We start from the raw sequence: 17,303 nt of genomic DNA, 5'->3' as shown, positions 1-17,303 counted from the left end.
TTCTACGGGACACGATCGCGCTGCCCGTCATCGCTCAGGCCGGCGTGCGGGACCGCCACGGCTGCACGGCGGCCCCGGCTGCGACGAGCCTGTCTAGACTTGAGGCCTATGGCTGAGAACGGCGCCGCTCGCGGCGGATCCCCGGCGAACGGCGAGTCCAGCACCCCTTATGTGGAGCTGAGCCGCGCCGACTGGGCCGAGCTGGCGCAGAACACCCGGCTGCCGCTCCAGGAGACCGAGATCGTCCAGCTCCGGGGCCTGGGCGACCCGCTGGATCTGCGCGAGGTGGAGGAGGTCTATCTGCCGCTGAGCCGCCTGCTCAATCTCTACGTGGGCGGCACCAAGCAGCTGCATCGTGTCACCAGCGACTTCCTGGGCGAGCGCGCACAGCCCACCCCTTTCGTGATCGGAGTCGCCGGCTCGGTCGCCGTCGGCAAGTCGAGCATCGCCCGCCTGATGCGCGAGCTCCTGTCGCGGTGGGACGACACTCCGCGCGTCGAACTCGTCACCACCGACGGCTTCCTCCTGCCGAACGCCGAGCTGGAACGGCGTGGACTCATGGAGCGCAAGGGCTTCCCGGAGTCGTACGACCGGCGCGCCCTGCTGCGTTTCGTCACCGCGGTCAAGAGCGGCGCACCCGAGGTTCGCGCCCCCTTCTACTCGCACCTCAGCTACGACATCGTGCCGGATGCCGAGATCGTGGTGCGCCGCCCCGACGTCCTCATCGTCGAGGGCCTCAACGTCCTCCAGCCCGCGGGCGGCGGCAACCGGCTGGCGGTGAGCGACCTGTTCGACTTCAGCGTCTATGTCGATGCCCGCACTCGGGATATCGCCCGCTGGTACGAGGAGCGCTTCCTCAAACTGCAGCGCGGCGCGTTCGCGAACCCCAAGTCGTACTTCCATCGGTACGCGCAGCTCACCGAAAGTCAGGCCCGCGAACGCGCCGCCGCGATCTGGTCGGCGATCAACGAGCCCAACCTGGTGCAGAACATCCGGCCGACGCGCTCGCGCGCCAAGCTCGTCCTGCGCAAGGACGCCGACCACACCGTGAGCTCGGTGCTGCTGCGCAAGCTGTAGGCAGCGGCAACCGGCCGACTCCGAAATCCTGATGTATCGGACCGATGCGCAGGTGCATCGCGCACCGGCGATCCATGTCCCGACGCTCTGGCTCGCGACGGGGTTGTCCCGTAGTCATGAAGCATGGCAACACCTCGTTCTCGCGCTGCGCTCCTCTTCGGACAACGTGTGCGAAGGGCACGGATGTCTCTCGGCGTCAGCCAGGAGGCCATCGCGGTCCGCGCCGACATGCACGTGACCAACTACGGTCGTGTCGAACGCGGAGAAGCGAACTCCGAGCTCCACACCATCGTCCGCCTGGCGACCGCCCTCGAGGTCGATCCCTGTGCTCTGGTCGGCGGACTCGTCGGAGAGGACATGCTCCCCGATCGCGAGCACGCCTACTCGGTATCGGACTTCGTCGCGGCCCACCGCGCTCGAAACACCGAGGGGACATGTCGGCCGTCGGTGCCAAGCTGAGGCCGGACCGAGAACACCGATCGCCGAGCGTTCATACACCTGAGGATTCAAAGCATGTGGATCGTTTCCTCTGGGACAAGATCCCGAGAACAACCACGCTAGAAGCATGCCGTCCCCACGCTTCGAAGCAGCCCGTATTCTTGGCGATCGGCTCCGCGACCGGCGCATAGCCCTCGGACTCTCCCAGTACGAGGTGGCGAGCCTGAGCCAGGTGGACCTCGCGAATTACGGCAAAGTCGAGCGGGGCGTGGGCAACCCGACGCTGACGACGCTCCTGCAACTCGCGGTCACCCTCGAGATCGAGCCGACCTCGCTCCTCGACGGCTTGGCCGAGAGCAGTCTGCTCCCGGAACGGGTCCACGCCTTCACCGCCTCCGATTTCGTCCGCGAGCAGCAGCGCCGAGGACGGACTGGCGCGAGCGCCAACTGAACCGCGCGCGTTCTCGGAGAACCCGTATCCCGACGCCTGAATGCGTCACGCATCGAAGCCGGACGTTCCTGGCCACTGGGATGCGACCCCGGATGACCGCAGAGTGAACGCATGCCCACACCGAGCTTCGAAGCCTTGCGCATCCTCGGAGGCCGCTTGCGCGACGCTCGCAACGCTCTGGGGTTGAACCAGTACGACCTCGCCCATGACAGCATGATCGACGCCGCGAACTACGGACGACTCGAACGGGGCATCGGTAATCCGACGCTCCTCACCCTGCTGCGTCTCTCCGTGCGGCTCGGCGTGCAACCCGGGGAGCTCCTTGCCGGGCTCGACGATCGCGAACTCCTGCCCGAGGACTCGCGGCCGTTCACCGCGTCGGAGTTCCGTCGGGAACAGGAGAGGCGCCGTCACGGCTGAAACGCCCTGACGCCCCCCGCGACCGGGAGGAGCTCGTCGGCCCGCCCGCTACGCGCCGAGACGCTCGCGCACCACGTCGGCGAGTTCGTTGGCCAGTCGCTCTGCCGTGGGCTGGTCGGCGGCCTCCACCATGACACGCACCAGCGGCTCGGTGCCGGACGGACGCAACAGTACCCGGCCGCTGTCGCCGAGGGCGGCTTCGGCCGTCTGCACAGCGAGCCGGAGCGGTTCGTCGGTGTGCACGCCGTGGTGGTCGACGCCCTTCACGTTCACCATGACCTGCGGGTAGACGGTCATGACCTTCGCCAGCTCCGACAGTGGTTTGCGCTGCCGTGCCATCTCGCTGAGGAGGTGAAGCCCCGTGAGGATGCCGTCGCCGGTGGTCGCGAACTCGCGCATGATGACGTGGCCGGACTGCTCGCCGCCCAGCGCGAAGTCGTTCCGGTTCATCTCCTCGAGCACGTAGCGGTCGCCGACCGCTGTCTCGACGACGCGGATGCCGTGCTCGCGCATGGCGATCTTGAGGCCGAGGTTGCTCATCACGGTCGCCACGAGCGTGTCGTCCGTGAGCTTGCCGCGTTCCTTCATCCCCACGGCGAGGATCGCCATGATCTGGTCGCCGTCGACGATGTTGCCGTCGGCGTCGATCGCGAGGCAGCGGTCCGCGTCGCCGTCGTGGGCGATGCCGACGTCGGCGCCGGCGGCGAGGACGGCCTCGGCGAGCTTGTCGAGGTGCGTGGAGCCGACTCCGTCGTTGATGTTCATGCCGTCGGGCGAGTCGCCGATCACGGTCACCCGCGCGCCGGCGTCGGTGAACACCTCGGGCGAGATGCCGGCGGCCGCGCCGTGTGCGCAGTCGAGCACGACGTGGATGCCGTCGAGGCGGTGCGGGAGGCTCGCGAGCAAGTGCACGACGTAGCGGTCTTCTGCATCCGCGAAACGGCGGATGCGGCCGACGTCGGCGCCGGTCGGCGTGAGCTTCTCCATGTCGAGGTGCTGCTCGATGCGGTCCTCGACGACGTCCGGGAGCTTGGTGCCGCCCCGGGCGAAGATCTTGATCCCGTTGTCGGGGGCGGGGTTGTGCGAGGCCGAGACCATCACGCCGAAGTCCGCGTCGAAGTCGGCGATCAGGAAGGCGGTGGCCGGCGTGGGGATGACACCGGCGTCGTAGACGTCGATGCCGGAGCTGGCCAGCCCGGCCGCGACGGCGGCCGAGAGGAATTCGCCGGAGACCCGGGGGTCACGGGCGACGATCGCCAGCGGGCGCTTGCCCGCGGCGCGCCGAGCCTCCGCGCTGCGGCCTCGCGTCAGGACAGCAGCAGCTGCCTGAGCGAGGCCGAGCGCGAGGTCGGCGGTGAGCGTACCGTTCGCGAGTCCGCGGACTCCGTCGGTTCCGAAAAGGCGGGGCATGAACCGAAGCCTAAACGCTGACGAGGATCAGCGCTTGGAGAACTGCGAAGCCTTGCGCGCCTTCTTGAGACCGGCCTTCTTGCGCTCGGTGACGCGGGCGTCCCGAGTGAGGAAGCCGGCCTTCTTGAGGGTCGGACGGTTGTTCTCGCGGTCGATCTCGTTGAGCGCACGGGCGATGGCGAGACGGAGCGCGCCGGCCTGACCCGACGGGCCGCCGCCGGTGATGCGGGCGACGACGTCGTACGCGCCGACGAGGTCGAGGACCTTGAACGGGTCGGTGATGAGCTGCTGGTGCAGCTTGTTCGGGAAGTAGTCCGCGAACTCACGGCCGTTGACCGTGAGGGTTCCGGAGCCCGGGACCAGGCGCACGCGCGCGATGGCCTCCTTGCGACGGCCGACGGCCGCGCCCGGAACGGAGAGGACGGGACGCGGGGCCGCGGGGGCCGCGCTCTCGGGGGTCTCGGTCGAGTAGGACTCGACGTTCTCGACCTGAGCCGAGTCGATGCTGTCTGCGATCTTCGCCACGGTGGTGATAATCCTTTGTCTTAAGTCAGTCGTGAAGGTCGTGGATCGCTTACTGGGCGACCTGGCCGAGCGTGTACTGCTTCGGCTGCTGGGCGGCGTGCGGGTGCTCGCTTCCGGTGTAGACCTTCAGCTTGCGGAGCTGAGCGCGGCCGAGGGAGTTCTTCGGCAGCATGCCGCGGACGGCCTTCTCGACGGCCCGGACCGGGTTCTTCTCGAGCAGCTCGGAGTAGGTGGTGGCCTTGAGGCCGCCCGGGTAACCCGAGTGGCGGTAGGCCTTCTTCTGAGCCGCCTTCTGACCGGTGAGGGCCACCTTGTCGGCGTTGATGATGATCACGAAGTCGCCGCTGTCCATGTGCGGGGCGAACGTCGGCTTGTGCTTGCCGCGGAGGAGGGCGGCGGTGTGGCTGGCGAGACGGCCGAGCACGACATCGGTCGCGTCGATGACGACCCAGTCGCGCTGGATCTCGTCTGCCTTCGGGGTGTAGGTGCGCGTCACAGTAGTGGCTGCTTTCTGTATCGAACGGAGGAGTTCGTGAATCCCGCTCCGATGGGGGTTTCCATCCCGAAAGGATGGGAACCGGGGCCGGTGGAGGGCTCACGTTCGTGTGTCACGCCGCAGGAGGCGCAGACACCAAGGGTCAATACTACGCGACACGCCCGGAGGGGGTCAAACCGGGGCGGACTCCGGCCGCCTCCGCCGGATCACAGCGTCCTCAGCCCGCGCGTCTGCTCCGCCCGCAGCGCGAGCTCCGCGTCGCCTGGGTAGCCGACCTCCATCAACGTCAGCCCGCGGGCCGGCATCACCTTGAAGGCGCTCGTGCGCTCGCGCGCGTCGCGCAGGTCGACCAGGTCGCCGGGGGCCAACGACCCCTCCCCCACCTCCACGCAGGCGCCGACGAGCGCGCGGACCATGCTGTGGCAGAACGCGTCTGCCACCACCTCGCCCACCAGCACGCCCTCGTCGTCGCGCCGCCACGAGAAGTCGAGGAGCGTGCGGATCGTCGTCGCCCCCTCCCGGGCCTTGCAGTAGGAGGCGAAATCGTGGAGGCCCAGGAGGCCGTGCGCCGCCACGTCCATCGCCCGCGCGTCCAGGACGGCCGAGACCCACGCCGTGCGGTGCCGCTGCAGCGGGTCCCGCAGCGCGCTCCGGTCGGCCACCCGGTACTCGTAGCGGCGCCACAGAGCCGAGAACCGGGCGTCGAAGCCGACCGGCGCCTCGCTCGCGCGCAGCACGACGACATCCGAGACGGGGCCAAGCACGCCGTTGACCCGCCGAGCGAGCGCCTCGTCGGCATCGAGGGGCGGGCGCTTTCCGTGAGGCTTCCGCAGCACGGCCGTCTGCTCGGGCGAGAGGTCGACTTGGGCGACCTGACCACGGGCGTGGACGCCCGCGTCGGTGCGCCCGGCGACCGTGAGCAGGGGCGGCTCCCCCGCTCGGCGGAAGATCGTCGCGAGCGCAGCCTCCAGCTCGCCCTGCACGGTGCGGAGGGCGGGCTGCCGCCCCCAGCCGTTGAAGTCGGTGCCCTGGTAGGCGATGTCGAGCCGGAATCGCGTCGCCTCGTCGGTCATCCCTCGATTCTAGGGAAGCGCTGACCGGTGTCGACGCGGACCGCGTCAGTACGCCCGCACGAGTCCGGTCTCGGAGAAAGTCGTCACGAAGCCCATGCCGGTGTAGAGTCCGCGCGCCCCTGTGGGGTTGTCCGCGTCGACGTCGAGGACCGCCTTCTGCCAGCCGCGCCGCGCGCTCTCGGCCAGCACCGCGCGCAGCAGCGCCGGCGCGATCCGCCGGCCGCGATGCGCGCGAGTGACGGCGACCGTCGAGATGTAGGGGCCGGAGAAGCCCTGCGCCGCCCAGTCGTCCTCGTTGACGTCGCTGAGCACGACACCGGCGACGTCGTCGCCGGCGAGCGCCACGAACGACACCTCGGGGGCGAAAGTGCCGCCGATGAGGGAGGTCCACTGCTCATCGCTCAGGGGTTGGCTGCCCCAGTGGTCGAGGAAGGCCTCGTCGCGGGCCGCGTGCACCGCGTCCGCCAGCTCGGCCGCGTACGGGACGATCCGCACGTCCTCCGTCGGCACGACCTCCGGGATCGGCTCCCCCAGGTCGCGCTCCATGGTGTGGAACCAGCGCACGGCCTCGAGTCCCGCCGCGGTGAGCAGCCGCTCGCGGTCGGGCGCACGTCGGTCGGCGTACCCCACCAGCCAGCCGGGAAGACGCTTGTCCAGCGCGGCGAGCTTCTGCTCGGCCCGCGCCCGCTGCCAGGCGATCAACTCGCGGCCGATTCCCCGGCCACGATGGCCGGGGTGCACGGTGCCGTTCAGGAACTCGCGCACCAGCGTGATCTGCCGCGGCGGTTCCAGGATCGAGCCGACCGCGAGCACGGCGCCGTCGTGACCGATCGCGAGGAGGGTGTCGCGTTCGAGGTCGATGAAGCTGTAGCCGAGGTCGTCCTCGACCTCCTCGCGCGTGGTGAGGTAGTTGGGGTGGTCGACGGCGTCGCTCGCTCTCAGCACCGCGTGCACGGAGTCGACATCGTCCCAGGTGATCGGACGCCACTCCGCGACGAGGGGATGATGCGGTTCGTACGTCGGCGGTGCCTCCACGCGCTCGTTCAGCGGTTGAAGGGTGGAGGCGATGGATTCAGGCTCCGGCATCACGCCAGCCTAACGGCGTCGCACTTCGGGTCGCCGCCCGAGTTCCGCAGTGGGCGTGCGCGCGGTCTCCCGCGCGGTGAGCGCCGCCAGTGTCACGACCACGGCGATGACCGCGGTGAACAGGGAGATCACGATCCAGCCGTCTGGTCCGGTGCCGCCCATCGCAGTGACGATGCTCGGGGCGAAACCGGCCATGAGGAAGCCGAGCTGGGTGCCGATCGCGACGCCGGAGAAGCGCACCTCACGCGGGAACATCTCGTTGTAGAACGACGGCCAGACGGCGTTGGCAGCGGCGTACCCGCACGAGAACACCGCGACGGCGAGGAGGAAGGTGACCCAGACCTCCGACCCGGACATCGACCGCAGGTAGAACGGCATGATCACCGCGCTCGACAGCGCGCCGTAGACGAACACGGGCTTGCGCCCGATCCGGTCGGCGAGCATCCCGAACAGCGGCTGTGTGCCCAATGCGACGATGTTCGCGACGACGACCAGCCAGAGCGTGACGGCCGCGCTCAGTCCGGCATCCGTGCCGTAGGCGATCGCCAGGTTGCCGAACACGGTCGAGACCGCGGCGATCATGGCGAGCACCACCACGCGCAGCACATCGCGCCAGTTGGAGCGCAACAGGCCGACGAGAGGAAGTTTCTCGATCTCTCCGCCCTCTGCGGCGCTGACGAACTCCGGCGACTCCGGCAGCGACCGACGCACGACGAACGCGACGATGACGACGATGGCGGACAGCCAGAACGGGATGCGCCAGCCGACCGAGTACAGGACATCCTCCGGCAGCGCCATCACCGGGATGAAGGCGATGGCCGCGAGCACCTGGCCTCCCTGCGTGCCCGTCAGCGTCCACGACGTGAAGAAGGCCCGACGCGCCTCGGGAGCGTGCTCCAGCGTCATCGAGCTGGCACCTGCCTGCTCGCCCGCGGCCGACAGCCCCTGGAGCAGTCGGCAGAACACCAGCAGGATCGGGGCGAGCCACCCGATGGTCTCGAACGTGGGCAGGCAACCGATCGCGAAAGTGGAGAAGCCCATCAGCGCGAGGGTGAACACGAGCACTTTCCGACGACCGATCCTGTCGCCGAAATGGCCGAGGATCACGGCGCCGATCGGGCGGGCCACGTACGCGAACCCGAACGTCGCGAACGACATCACGCGCGCAGTCGTATCGGCGTCGGGGAAGAACACGTGCGGAAAGATCAGCGCTGCAGCCGACCCGAAGATGAAGAAGTCGTAGTACTCCACGGCCGATCCGAGGAAGCCGGCGAAAGCTGCTCGTACAGGTGTTCGCGCACGCGTGGAGGAAGGGGCGAGGGCGGTCATCGTCGACTCTCGTTTCTGTTGTGTAGCTTCGATCCGTCCCGGGCGTCCGGGATGCGGATCACCGGTCCGGTGCGAGGAGCGCGACGATCATGTCGCCGAGCATCCGCCGGTAATGACCGGCGCGCGACTGGTTCAGCAGATCGCGGCCGAAGAGATACCCGAACGTGTGGCGGTTGGCCACCGGGAAGACGCAGAAGGAACTGATCGCCATGTGCACGTCCGTCGCGTCGATGTCATCGCGGAAGTCGCCTGCGGCCCTGCCGCGTCGCAGCACCTCGTCGATCAGTTCGAGTGCCGGCAGCGCCAGGCTCTCGGGCTCGCCGACCTCGCGCAGGAACGCCGCGCGATGGATGTTCTCGATCGCGACAAGACGGACGAAGTCCTGCCTGCTCGTGTGGTGGTCGAAGGTGCGCTCTGCGATGGCACGGATGGCTGCGACAGGATCCAGATCCGAGACGTCGAGCTGCTGCTCGTACCCGCGCATTTCAGCGTAGGCCGCCTCGAGTACGCTCACGTAGAGCTGCTCCTTGCCACCGAAGTAGTAGTAGATCATGCGCTTGGTGGTGCTCATGCGCCGCGCGATCTCGTCCACCCGCGCTCCGGAGAAACCGCGGTCGGCGAACTCCTGTGTCGCGACCGCGAGGATCTCGGCCCGCGTGCGCTCGGCGTCGCGGATCCTTTCGTGATCCCGTAGCGGCATCCCGCCTCCTCGCGTTAATGAACTATCTGGTACGTTAAGAACCCGCCAGGCGTTTGTCAAGCCGCGCCGGCGGTCGCTGGTCGAGGAGGACGCATGAGCATGGTCGGAGAGTCATACCTGGTCGGTCTCGTGGGCGAGGGGGTCCGCCCCTCGCTCACGCCGCCCCTGCATGAGCGGGAGGCCGACCGGCACGGTCTGCGCTACCTCTACCGCCCGATCGATCTCCTCGCTCTCGACCGGCCGGAAGACGATCTCGATGCGACGCTCGGCAGGCTCCTCGCCTCCGCGGCCGATCTCGGCTTCAGTGCGCTCAATGTCACCCACCCGGGCAAGCAGCGCGTCGTCGCACAGCTGGACGAAGTCTCGCCCTCCGCGGCGGCCATCGGGTCGGTGAACACCGTGTTGCTCGTCGCCGGACGCCGGATCGGTCACAACACCGATGTGACCGGTTTCGCGTCCGCACTTCGGGACGGCCTGCCCGGCGCGGACCTGACGGACGTCGTCGTCATCGGCGCGGGCGGCGCGGGCGCTGCCGTCGCCTGCGCGCTGCTGGAGGCCGGAGCGGCACGTCTGACCGTTGTCGATCTGGATCGAGGGCGCGCAGAGACCCTGGCGGCCTCCCTCGCCGCGCGGTTTCCGCGGGCTGCCGTCACCGGCGCCGCGGCGGACGCAGTGACCGAACGGCTGAAGGACGGCACGCCCACCGTCACCGGCCTCGTGAACGCCAGCTTCGTCGGGATGCACACCCATCCCGGCATCCCGATCGACTCTTCCCTGCTCCGGCCCGAGCTCTGGGTCGCGGACATCGTCTACCGCCCCATCGAAACCGCACTCCTCGATGCTGCGCGGCGAGCCGGTTGTCGCGTCCTCGACGGCGGCCGCATGGCCGTCGGTCAGGCCGCGGACGCCTTCCGATTGATCACGGGTGTCGAGCCCGACCGCGAGCGGATGCGTGACCACTTCCTGGAGATGGTGCACCGGGAGACGACCGGATCCGAGGGCACGAGGGAGGGTCGCTGATGCGCACCTCGATCGCGACGGTCTGCCTGTCAGGCGCTCTGGTCGACAAGCTGCACGCCATCGCCGACGCCGGTTTCGACGACGTCGAGATCTTCGAACCCGATCTGATCGCGGCGCCACAGTCTCCAGAGGAGATCCGCGCCCTCTGCGACCGTCGTGGTCTCGGGATCTCGCTCTATCAACCCTTCCGCGACGCGGAGGGTATCCAAGAGCCGGAATTCGCTCGCGTCCTGCACAGAGCGGAGGCGAAGTTCCAGCTCATGGACCGGCTCGGGGTCGACACGGTGCTGGTGTGCAGCAACGTCGCCACGGCCACGATCGACGATGACGCCGTGTCGGCCGATCAGCTCACGCGCCTGGCCGAGCGCGCCCACGGATATGGCAAGCGGATCGCATTCGAGGCGCTCGCGTGGGGCCGATACATCGACGACTACCGTCGGGCCTGGCGCATCGTGGAGCGTGCGGACCATCCCGCGCTCGGGGTCTGCCTGGACAGCTTCCACATCCTCTCCCGTGGCCACGATCCGAAGTCGATCGAGGCGATTCCGGGCGAGAAGATCTTCTTCGTCCAGCTGGCGGACGCACCGATCCTGTCCATGGATGTGCTCTCGTGGAGCCGCCACCACCGGCTGTTCCCCGGCGAAGGGGGATTCGACCTGCCCGCGTTCGTCGAGCACACCGTGCGTGCCGGTTACACCGGCCCGCTGTCACTCGAAGTGTTCAACGATGTCTACCGCCAGACGGACCCCACGCGGACGGCGGTTCACGCGCGCCGATCGCTGACGGTCCTGCACGACGCGCTCGGCCTCGGCCGGGTCCCCGCCGCGCAGCCGGTCGAGCTCGACCAGGTGGAGCTCAAGGCGCAGGACACCGACGGGATCGCCGCGCTCCTCGAACGGGTCGGCTTCGCGTCGCGCGGCCGCCATCTGTCCAAGGACGCGTGGCTCTACGCGGCCGGCGATGCGCTGTTCGTCCTCAACGAGCACAATGCGTCGGGCAGGGAACCCCACATCGCCGGGTTCGGACTTCGCTGCGAGGAGCCCCTCGCGGCTGCCGAACGCGCAGAGCGGCTCGGTGCGCGCCGCAGCCACAGGCGGGTGCTCGCCGGCGAAGCCGACCTCCCCGCGATGCTGGCGCCCGACGGAACCGAGATCCTGTTCAGCGGCCCTGAGACCGGCGCACACTGGCCCCGGGAGTTCTCCGGTGGTCACGGCGAACCCGAACCCGAGATCCTCGGCATCGATCACATCAACCTCACCGAACCGGTCGCCGACATCGAGGAGGCGCTGCTCTTCTACGGTACGGCTCTGGGACTCGTCCGAGACTCGACAGCGGAGCTTGCGGGACCCGCAGGCCTGGTCCGCAGCCACGCGCTCCGTTCCCGTGACGCACCTCTGCGGCTGGCTCTCAACGTCGTCCCGCCCCTCTCCGAGCTGCGCCCCGGCGCTGTGCGTCACGCGCAACACATCGCCATCGCGTGCCGCGATCTGCCATCGCTCGTCGCGCGAGCGCGGGCCCGAGGGCTGCGCACCGTGCCGGTGTCGGCCAACTACTACGACGACCTCGCCGCGCGACACGACCTCTCCGACGCCCAACTGACTCTGCTCCAGTCGGCAGGACTGCTGTACGACAGGGACGAATCGGGCGAGTACCTGCACTGCTACACCGAGACCGTCGGTACCGTGTTCTTCGAACTTGTGGAACGCCGGCACGGGTACACCGGGTTCGGCGCGGGCAACACGCCCGTGCGGCTGACGGCACAGCACGCCTCCGGTTGACGCGGACACGGACGGCCGTCACCTCCCGCAGACAGCGAGACGCCCCGCATCCGGATGGATGCGGGGCGTCTCGACGGTGAAGCGAGAAGCGGACGGCTCAGGCCTTCTCGGCCTCGTCCTCAGCGGTGGTCTCACCGGCGGCCTCGGCGTCGCCGGTGGCGTCCTCGACGACCTCCGCCTCAGCGGCGGTGGTCTCCTCGGTCGCGGCCTCGTCGGCGGCGGGCTCCTCGGCGGCCTCCTCCTCGACGACCGGCTCCGCGGCGGGAGCGGCCTTCGGGGCCTCAGCCTTCTTGGCCGGCTTGGCCTTCGGGGCGACCGGCTCGAGCACGAGCTCGATCTGCGCCATCGGGGCGTTGTCGCCCTTGCGGTAGCCGAGCTTGGTGATGCGGGTGTAGCCGCCCTCGCGCTCGGCGACCAGCGGCGCGATCTCGGTGAAGAGCTCGTGCACGACGGACTTGTCGCCGATGACCGCGAGCACGCGACGGCGGGCGTGCAGGTCGCCGCGCTTCGCGAACGTGATCAGGCGCTCGGCGTAGGGACGCAGGCGCTTGGCCTTGGTCTCGGTCGTCTTGATGCTCTTGTGGGTGAAGAGCGCGGCGGCCAGGTTGGCGAGCATCAGGCGCTCGTGCGCGGGACCGCCTCCGAGGCGGGGGCCCTTCGTGGGCTTAGGCATGATCGGTTATCTCCAGTAGTGAAAAGTCGAAGGCTTCGCTGACGCGGCCTCAGATGGTGGACTCGTCTTCTTCGTACCCGCTGTAGAAGTGGGCGCCGTCGAACCCGGGGACCGAGTCCTTGAGCGACAGACCCATCTCGGTCAGCTTGTCCTTGACCTCATCCACCGACTTCTGACCGAAGTTGCGGATGTTCATGAGCTGCGTCTCCGACAGCGAAACGAGCTCGCTGACCGTGTTGATGCCCTCACGCTTGAGGCAGTTGTACGAGCGCACCGAGAGGTCGAGGTCCTCGATCGGCATCGACAGCTCGGAGCTGAGCACCTGGTCGACCGGCGCCGGGCCGATCTCGATGCCCTCGGCGGCGCTGTTGAGCTCGCGGGCGAGGCCGAACAGCTCGGTCAGCGTGCGGCCGGCCGAGGCGATGGCGTCGCGCGGGCTGATCGCCGGCTTCGTCTCGACGTCGACGACGAGGCGGTCGAAGTCGGTGCGCTCACCGGCACGGGTGGCCTCGACACGGTAGGTGACCTTGAGGACCGGAGAGTAGATCGAGTCGATCGGGATCTGGCCCGCTTCGCTGTACTCGTTACGGTTCTGCTGGGCCGACACGTAGCCGCGGCCGCGCTCGATGGTCAGCTCGACCTCGAACTTCGCCTTGTCGTTCAGGGTGGCGATGACGAGCTCGGGGTTGTGGATCTCCACGCCCGCCGGAGCCGAGATGTCGGCGGCCGTGACCTGGCCGGCACCCGTCTTACGCAGGTAGGCGGTGATCGGCTCGTCGTGCTCGCTGGAGACGACGAGGCCCTTGATGTTCAGGATGATCTCGGTGACATCCTCCTTGACACCGGGAACCGTGCTGAACTCGTGCAGCACGCCATCGATGCGGATGCTGGTGACGGCCGCACCCGGGATGGACGAGAGCAGGGTGCGACGCAGCGAGTTTCCGAGCGTGTAGCCGAAGCCCGGCTCGAGCGGCTCGATGACGAACCGCGAACGGAACTCGGAGATGTTCTCTTCGGTAAGCGTAGGACGCTGTGCAATGAGCACTGTTGATTCCTTTCGGCTGAGTGTCCGCTATATGACACTCGCGTGAGTGAGGTGGGGTTCGTCACGCCGTCAGGCGGCGGCCCGGTGAGGACCGCCGCCTGGGCGGACGTGGAAGAGAACTAGACGCGGCGACGCTTCGGCGGGCGGCATCCGTTGTGCGCCTGCGGGGTGACGTCGTTGATCGAGCCCACCTCGAGGCCTGCGGCCTGCAGCGAGCGGATCGCGGTCTCGCGGCCCGAACCCGGACCCTTGACGAAGACGTCGACCTTCTTCATCCCGTGCTCCTGCGCCTGGCGGGCGGCCGACTCGGCGGCCAGCTGAGCGGCGAACGGGGTCGACTTGCGCGAGCCCTTGAACCCGACGCCGCCGGACGAGGCCCAGCAGATGACCGCACCGGTGGTGTCGGTGATCGAGACGATCGTGTTGTTGAAGGTGCTCTTGATGTGGGCCTGGCCCACAGCGATGTTCTTCTTTTCCTTCTTGCGCGGCTTGCGAGCGGCCGACTTGGGTGCTGCCATTTTCTTTCTCCTTCAGTCCTGGTGTCGGCCTAGCGAGCCTTCTTCTTACCGGCGACGGTGCGCTTCGGGCCCTTGCGGGTGCGCGCGTTCGTCTTGGTTCGCTGGCCGCGGACCGGGAGGCCCTTGCGGTGGCGGATGCCCTCGTAGCTGCCGATCTCGACCTTGCGGCGGATGTCGGCGGCGACCTCGCGGCGGAGGTCGCCCTCGACCTTGAAGTTGCCCTCGATGAAGTCGCGCAGTGCGACGAGCTGGTCGTCGGTCAGGTCCTTGACGCGGATGTCGCCGGAGATCCCGGTCTCGCGAAGGGTCTGCAGCGCACGCGTGCGCCCGACGCCGTAGATGTAGGTGAGTGCGACCTCCACGCGCTTCTCGCGCGGGATGTCGACGCCTGCTAGACGTGCCATGGTTGTGGCTTCTCCTGTGATGAGTGGAGGTCTTCAGCGGTCCCGGTGCCCCGGCCTCCTCCGAGGGTGTCCCCCGCCTCCACGCTGGATGGTGGCGGGTTCTGGGATCGCTTCGTTATTGAGTTGAGTCGTGCTGTCGTGCTGCTGCGATCAGCCCTGGCGCTGCTTGTGGCGCGGGTTCTCGCAGATGACCATGACCCGGCCGTTGCGACGGATGACCTTGCACTTGTCGCAGATCTTCTTGACGGAGGGGTTGACCTTCATTGTGCTGTTACCTTTGTTCGCTGTCCTCGTACCTCGCCAGGGGCTACCCGGTGGCGGGGCCGTTACTTACAGCAGACCCTTACTTGTAGCGGTAGACGATCCGGCCGCGGGTCAGATCGTAAGGGCTCAGCTCCACGATCACGCGGTCCTCGGGGAGGATGCGGATGTAGTGCTGGCGCATCTTGCCGGAGATGTGGGCAAGAACCTTGTGACCGTTGGTGAGCTCGACGCGGAACATCGCGTTGGGGAGCGCCTCGATCACAGATCCTTCGATCTCGATGACACCGTCTTTTTTGGCCATAGCCTCACTGTCGCTAGTCGTTGGGGTTTGCTGGTCGTGCGTTTACACCGGCGATAGGCATGCAGCAAGCACGCCTAAGACACCAAGGATCAATCTTATGGGATGCCGGCGCATTTCGCCAATTCTGGGTTATCATCCGCGCGTGCTCAGAGCGAACGGACGGCGGCGGACAGGGTGGCGTCACGCGATCGGGGTCGGACTGATCCCGAACGGTGCCAACCCGGCGGCTCCCCCGTCCACGGCGGTGAGGACCCAGATGCCGCCGGCGTGGACGGCGACGCTGTGCTCCCAGTGAGCCGCAGCGGAACCGTCCTCCGTCGCGACCGTCCAGCCGTCGTCCTTCACGTAGGTGTCCTGGTCGCCCAGCACCACCATCGGCTCGATGGCGACCACGAGGCCGGGCCGGACCTCCGGCCCCTTCGAGCGCACCCGGTAGTTGAACACAGGAGGCTCCTCGTGCATCTTCCGGCCGATACCGTGCCCGATGTAATCGGTCAGGATGTCGTAGTCGCCCTGCGAGAGGATGTGGTCCTCGATCGCCTCGCCCACCTCGTTCAGGTGGCGGGCGGTCGCGAGGCGTGCGATGCCGTGCCAGAGCGACTGCTCGGTGACGTCCGAGAGCCGCTGCCGCTCGGCGACGCGCTCGGGGTGCGCCGGGTCGGGCAGCACGAACGTGCGCGCGGCGTCGCCGTTCCAGCCGGAGCCGTCGGCACCGGTCACGATGGCGCCGCTGTCGATCGAGACGATGTCACCGGGAAGCAGGATGCGTGAACCTGGGATGCCGTGCACCACTTCGTCGTTCACCGACGCGCAGATCGTGTGGTGGTACCCGGCCTCGAGCTTGAAGTTCGATCGACCGCCTGCCCGTTCGATCGCAGCCTCGGCAATCTGGTCGAGCTGCAGCGTGGTCAGCCCCGGTGCGACCGCCGCAGCGACGGCCTCGAGGGATGCGGCTGTCGCCCGCCCCGGCGCGACCATCTCACGCAGCTGGGCGGGCGTCTTGTAGATCGTCCGCTTGAAGGCCACGGTCGTTACGCGACGGGCTCGTCGGCCCCGGCGAGGGGACGGATGCCACGGTCCGCGAGGGCGGAGCGGATGCGCGCCGCGACCTCGTCCACACCCCCGAGTCCGTCGACCTCGACGAGCAGACCGCGCTCCCGGTACACATCGATCAGCGGCGACGTCTCGCGGACGTACACCTCCTGACGGTGCCGGATGGCCTCCTCGGAGTCGTCGGCGCGTCCCTGCTCCTGCGCGCGCTTGGTCAGCCGGGCGACGATCTCGTCCTGGTCGGCGACCAGCCGGATCACGGCGCCGAGCTCCTGACCCTGCGACGCGAGCAACTCATCGAGGTACTTCACCTGGTCGAGCGTGCGCGGGTAGCCGTCGAGCAGGAAGCCGTTCTTGGCGTCGTCCTCGGCGAGTCGGTCGGTGACCAGCTTGTTCGTGAGGCTGTCCGGAACGTAGTCGCCCGCATCGACGATGGCCTTGACCTCTTTGCCGAGGGGGGTCTCGTTCTTGATGTTCGCCCGGAAGATGTCGCCCGTGGAGATGTCGGGGATCCCGTATGCGGCAGTGATGCGGGAGGCCTGAGTGCCCTTGCCCGCTCCGGGAGGACCGACGATCAACATACGGGTCAACGCAGAAGCCCTTCGTAGTGACGCTGCTGGAGCTGCGAGTCGATCTGCTTGACCGTCTCCAGTCCCACACCGACGATGATGAGGATGGACGTGCCGCCGAACATGAAGTTCTGGCTGGCGCCGAGCAACGCGAAGGCGACCAGTGGGATCAGCGCGATGATACCGAGGTAGATCGAGCCGGGCAGGGTCACGCGCGTGAGCACGTAGTCGAGGTACTCCGCGGTCGGGCGGCCGGCGCGGATACCCGGGATGAAGCCGCCGTACTTCTTCATGTTGTCCGCGACCTCCTCCGGGTTGAAGGTGATGGCGACATAGAAGTACGTGAAGCCCACGATCAGGAGGAAGTACAGGAGCATGTAGAGCGGGTGGTCGCCCTTGGTCAGGTAGTTCGTGATCCAGGTCACCCACGGCGCCGGTGCCTTGCCCGCCGCCGGCTGGTTGAACTGGGCGATGAGCGCGGGCAGGTACAGCAGCGACGACGCGAAGATGACCGGCACGACGCCCGCCATGTTCACCTTGATCGGAATGTACGTGTTGTTGCCGCCGTACGTGCGGCGGCCGACCATCCGTTTGGCGTATTGCACCGGGATGCGGCGCTGAGACTGCTCGACGAACACGACGGCCGCCACGATGAGCAGTCCGATCGCGATCACGA

The 17,303-nt window shown here is 68.1% G+C and carries 22 protein-coding genes; 6 read left to right on the top strand and 16 right to left on the bottom strand.

Going from position 1 to position 17,303, the window contains the following annotated elements:
- Window positions 1-108: 108 nt before the first annotated feature.
- The 4 genes from coaA (at window position 109) to Q0Q23_RS15780 (ending at window position 2,386) form a co-directional block, all read left to right on the top strand.
- On the top strand, window positions 109-1,077 hold the full coding sequence (gene coaA / locus Q0Q23_RS15795; protein ID WP_295126149.1) for a type I pantothenate kinase: 969 nt from the start codon (window positions 109-111) through the stop codon (window positions 1,075-1,077).
- Window positions 1,078-1,200: 123 nt separating this feature from the next.
- The gene (locus tag Q0Q23_RS15790; RefSeq protein ID WP_295126147.1) at window positions 1,201-1,536 is read left to right on the top strand and encodes a helix-turn-helix domain-containing protein; all 336 of its coding nucleotides are present in this window, start codon (window positions 1,201-1,203) and stop codon (window positions 1,534-1,536) included.
- Window positions 1,537-1,642: 106 nt separating this feature from the next.
- Complete coding sequence (locus Q0Q23_RS15785; protein ID WP_295126144.1) at window positions 1,643-1,966, top strand: helix-turn-helix domain-containing protein; 324 nt, start codon at window positions 1,643-1,645, stop codon at window positions 1,964-1,966.
- A 111-nt stretch (window positions 1,967-2,077) separates the two neighbouring features.
- Complete coding sequence (locus Q0Q23_RS15780) at window positions 2,078-2,386, top strand: helix-turn-helix domain-containing protein (protein WP_295126141.1); 309 nt, start codon at window positions 2,078-2,080, stop codon at window positions 2,384-2,386.
- A 48-nt stretch (window positions 2,387-2,434) separates the two neighbouring features.
- Here the strand turns inward: Q0Q23_RS15780 and glmM are convergent, their stop codons facing one another.
- From glmM to Q0Q23_RS15745, 7 genes are all read right to left on the bottom strand, one after another.
- Window positions 2,435-3,796, bottom strand: coding sequence for a phosphoglucosamine mutase (gene glmM / locus Q0Q23_RS15775; protein ID WP_295126138.1), 1,362 nt, complete (start codon window positions 3,794-3,796; stop codon window positions 2,435-2,437).
- Window positions 3,797-3,823: 27 nt separating this feature from the next.
- Window positions 3,824-4,321: a 30S ribosomal protein S9 gene (gene rpsI / locus Q0Q23_RS15770; RefSeq protein WP_295126134.1), complete on the bottom strand. Its 498-nt coding sequence runs from the start codon at window positions 4,319-4,321 to the stop codon at window positions 3,824-3,826.
- A gap of 49 nt (window positions 4,322-4,370) precedes the next feature.
- Window positions 4,371-4,817, bottom strand: a complete 447-nt coding sequence (gene rplM / locus Q0Q23_RS15765) for a 50S ribosomal protein L13 (protein WP_295126131.1) — start codon at window positions 4,815-4,817, stop codon at window positions 4,371-4,373.
- Window positions 4,818-5,023: 206 nt separating this feature from the next.
- A complete protein-coding gene (locus tag Q0Q23_RS15760; RefSeq protein ID WP_295126128.1) occupies window positions 5,024-5,890 on the bottom strand; it encodes a tRNA pseudouridine(38-40) synthase TruA in 867 nt (288 codons plus the stop codon).
- A gap of 45 nt (window positions 5,891-5,935) precedes the next feature.
- Entirely contained in the window at window positions 5,936-6,976 is a 1,041-nt protein-coding gene (locus Q0Q23_RS15755; protein ID WP_295126125.1) for a GNAT family N-acetyltransferase, read from the bottom strand.
- Window positions 6,977-6,985: 9 nt separating this feature from the next.
- Window positions 6,986-8,305 (bottom strand): MFS transporter, encoded by a 1,320-nt coding sequence (locus Q0Q23_RS15750; protein WP_295126122.1) that lies wholly within the window; start codon window positions 8,303-8,305, stop codon window positions 6,986-6,988.
- A gap of 58 nt (window positions 8,306-8,363) precedes the next feature.
- Window positions 8,364-9,005 carry a TetR/AcrR family transcriptional regulator gene (locus Q0Q23_RS15745; protein WP_295126119.1) on the bottom strand — a complete coding sequence of 214 codons (642 nt, stop codon included), beginning with the start codon at window positions 9,003-9,005 and terminating at the stop codon, window positions 8,364-8,366.
- Between the two features lie 93 nt (window positions 9,006-9,098).
- Between Q0Q23_RS15745 and Q0Q23_RS15740 the strand changes: the two genes are divergently transcribed.
- Window positions 9,099-10,025 carry a shikimate dehydrogenase gene (locus Q0Q23_RS15740; protein ID WP_295126116.1) on the top strand — a complete coding sequence of 309 codons (927 nt, stop codon included), beginning with the start codon at window positions 9,099-9,101 and terminating at the stop codon, window positions 10,023-10,025.
- Complete coding sequence (locus Q0Q23_RS15735) at window positions 10,025-11,803, top strand: sugar phosphate isomerase/epimerase and 4-hydroxyphenylpyruvate domain-containing protein (RefSeq protein ID WP_295126113.1); 1,779 nt, start codon at window positions 10,025-10,027, stop codon at window positions 11,801-11,803. Before Q0Q23_RS15740 ends, Q0Q23_RS15735 begins: the two co-directional genes overlap by 1 nt.
- A 97-nt stretch (window positions 11,804-11,900) precedes the next feature.
- Here the strand turns inward: Q0Q23_RS15735 and rplQ are convergent, their stop codons facing one another.
- The 9 genes from rplQ to Q0Q23_RS15690 all read right to left on the bottom strand — a co-directional run.
- Window positions 11,901-12,476, bottom strand: a complete 576-nt coding sequence (gene rplQ, locus Q0Q23_RS15730; protein WP_295126110.1) for a 50S ribosomal protein L17 — start codon at window positions 12,474-12,476, stop codon at window positions 11,901-11,903.
- Between the two features lie 49 nt (window positions 12,477-12,525).
- Entirely contained in the window at window positions 12,526-13,521 is a 996-nt protein-coding gene (locus Q0Q23_RS15725) for a DNA-directed RNA polymerase subunit alpha (RefSeq protein WP_295126107.1), read from the bottom strand.
- 119 nt (window positions 13,522-13,640) lie between these two features.
- The gene (gene rpsK, locus Q0Q23_RS15720) at window positions 13,641-14,039 is read right to left on the bottom strand and encodes a 30S ribosomal protein S11 (protein ID WP_295126104.1); all 399 of its coding nucleotides are present in this window, start codon (window positions 14,037-14,039) and stop codon (window positions 13,641-13,643) included.
- 29 nt (window positions 14,040-14,068) lie between these two features.
- Window positions 14,069-14,443, bottom strand: a complete 375-nt coding sequence (gene rpsM / locus Q0Q23_RS15715; protein WP_179605016.1) for a 30S ribosomal protein S13 — start codon at window positions 14,441-14,443, stop codon at window positions 14,069-14,071.
- Window positions 14,444-14,593: 150 nt separating this feature from the next.
- The gene (rpmJ, locus tag Q0Q23_RS15710) at window positions 14,594-14,707 is read right to left on the bottom strand and encodes a 50S ribosomal protein L36 (RefSeq protein ID WP_011186712.1); all 114 of its coding nucleotides are present in this window, start codon (window positions 14,705-14,707) and stop codon (window positions 14,594-14,596) included.
- A 79-nt stretch (window positions 14,708-14,786) separates the two neighbouring features.
- Complete coding sequence (infA, locus tag Q0Q23_RS15705) at window positions 14,787-15,008, bottom strand: translation initiation factor IF-1 (protein WP_011186713.1); 222 nt, start codon at window positions 15,006-15,008, stop codon at window positions 14,787-14,789.
- Between the two features lie 180 nt (window positions 15,009-15,188).
- Window positions 15,189-16,034, bottom strand: coding sequence for a type I methionyl aminopeptidase (map, locus tag Q0Q23_RS15700; protein WP_295126079.1), 846 nt, complete (start codon window positions 16,032-16,034; stop codon window positions 15,189-15,191).
- Window positions 16,035-16,039: 5 nt separating this feature from the next.
- Window positions 16,040-16,648, bottom strand: a complete 609-nt coding sequence (locus Q0Q23_RS15695; RefSeq protein WP_295126076.1) for an adenylate kinase — start codon at window positions 16,646-16,648, stop codon at window positions 16,040-16,042.
- The coding region (locus tag Q0Q23_RS15690) for a preprotein translocase subunit SecY (protein ID WP_295126073.1) at window positions 16,645-17,303 on the bottom strand (659 nt) is incomplete at its 5' end. The genes Q0Q23_RS15690 and Q0Q23_RS15695, both read right to left, overlap by 4 nt.

The sequence above is a fragment of the uncultured Leifsonia sp. genome (assembly GCF_945957465.1).
In the GTDB taxonomy this organism is placed as follows: Bacteria; Actinomycetota; Actinomycetes; order Actinomycetales; family Microbacteriaceae; genus Leifsonia.
This window is presented reverse-complemented; position numbering and strand designations above follow the sequence as displayed.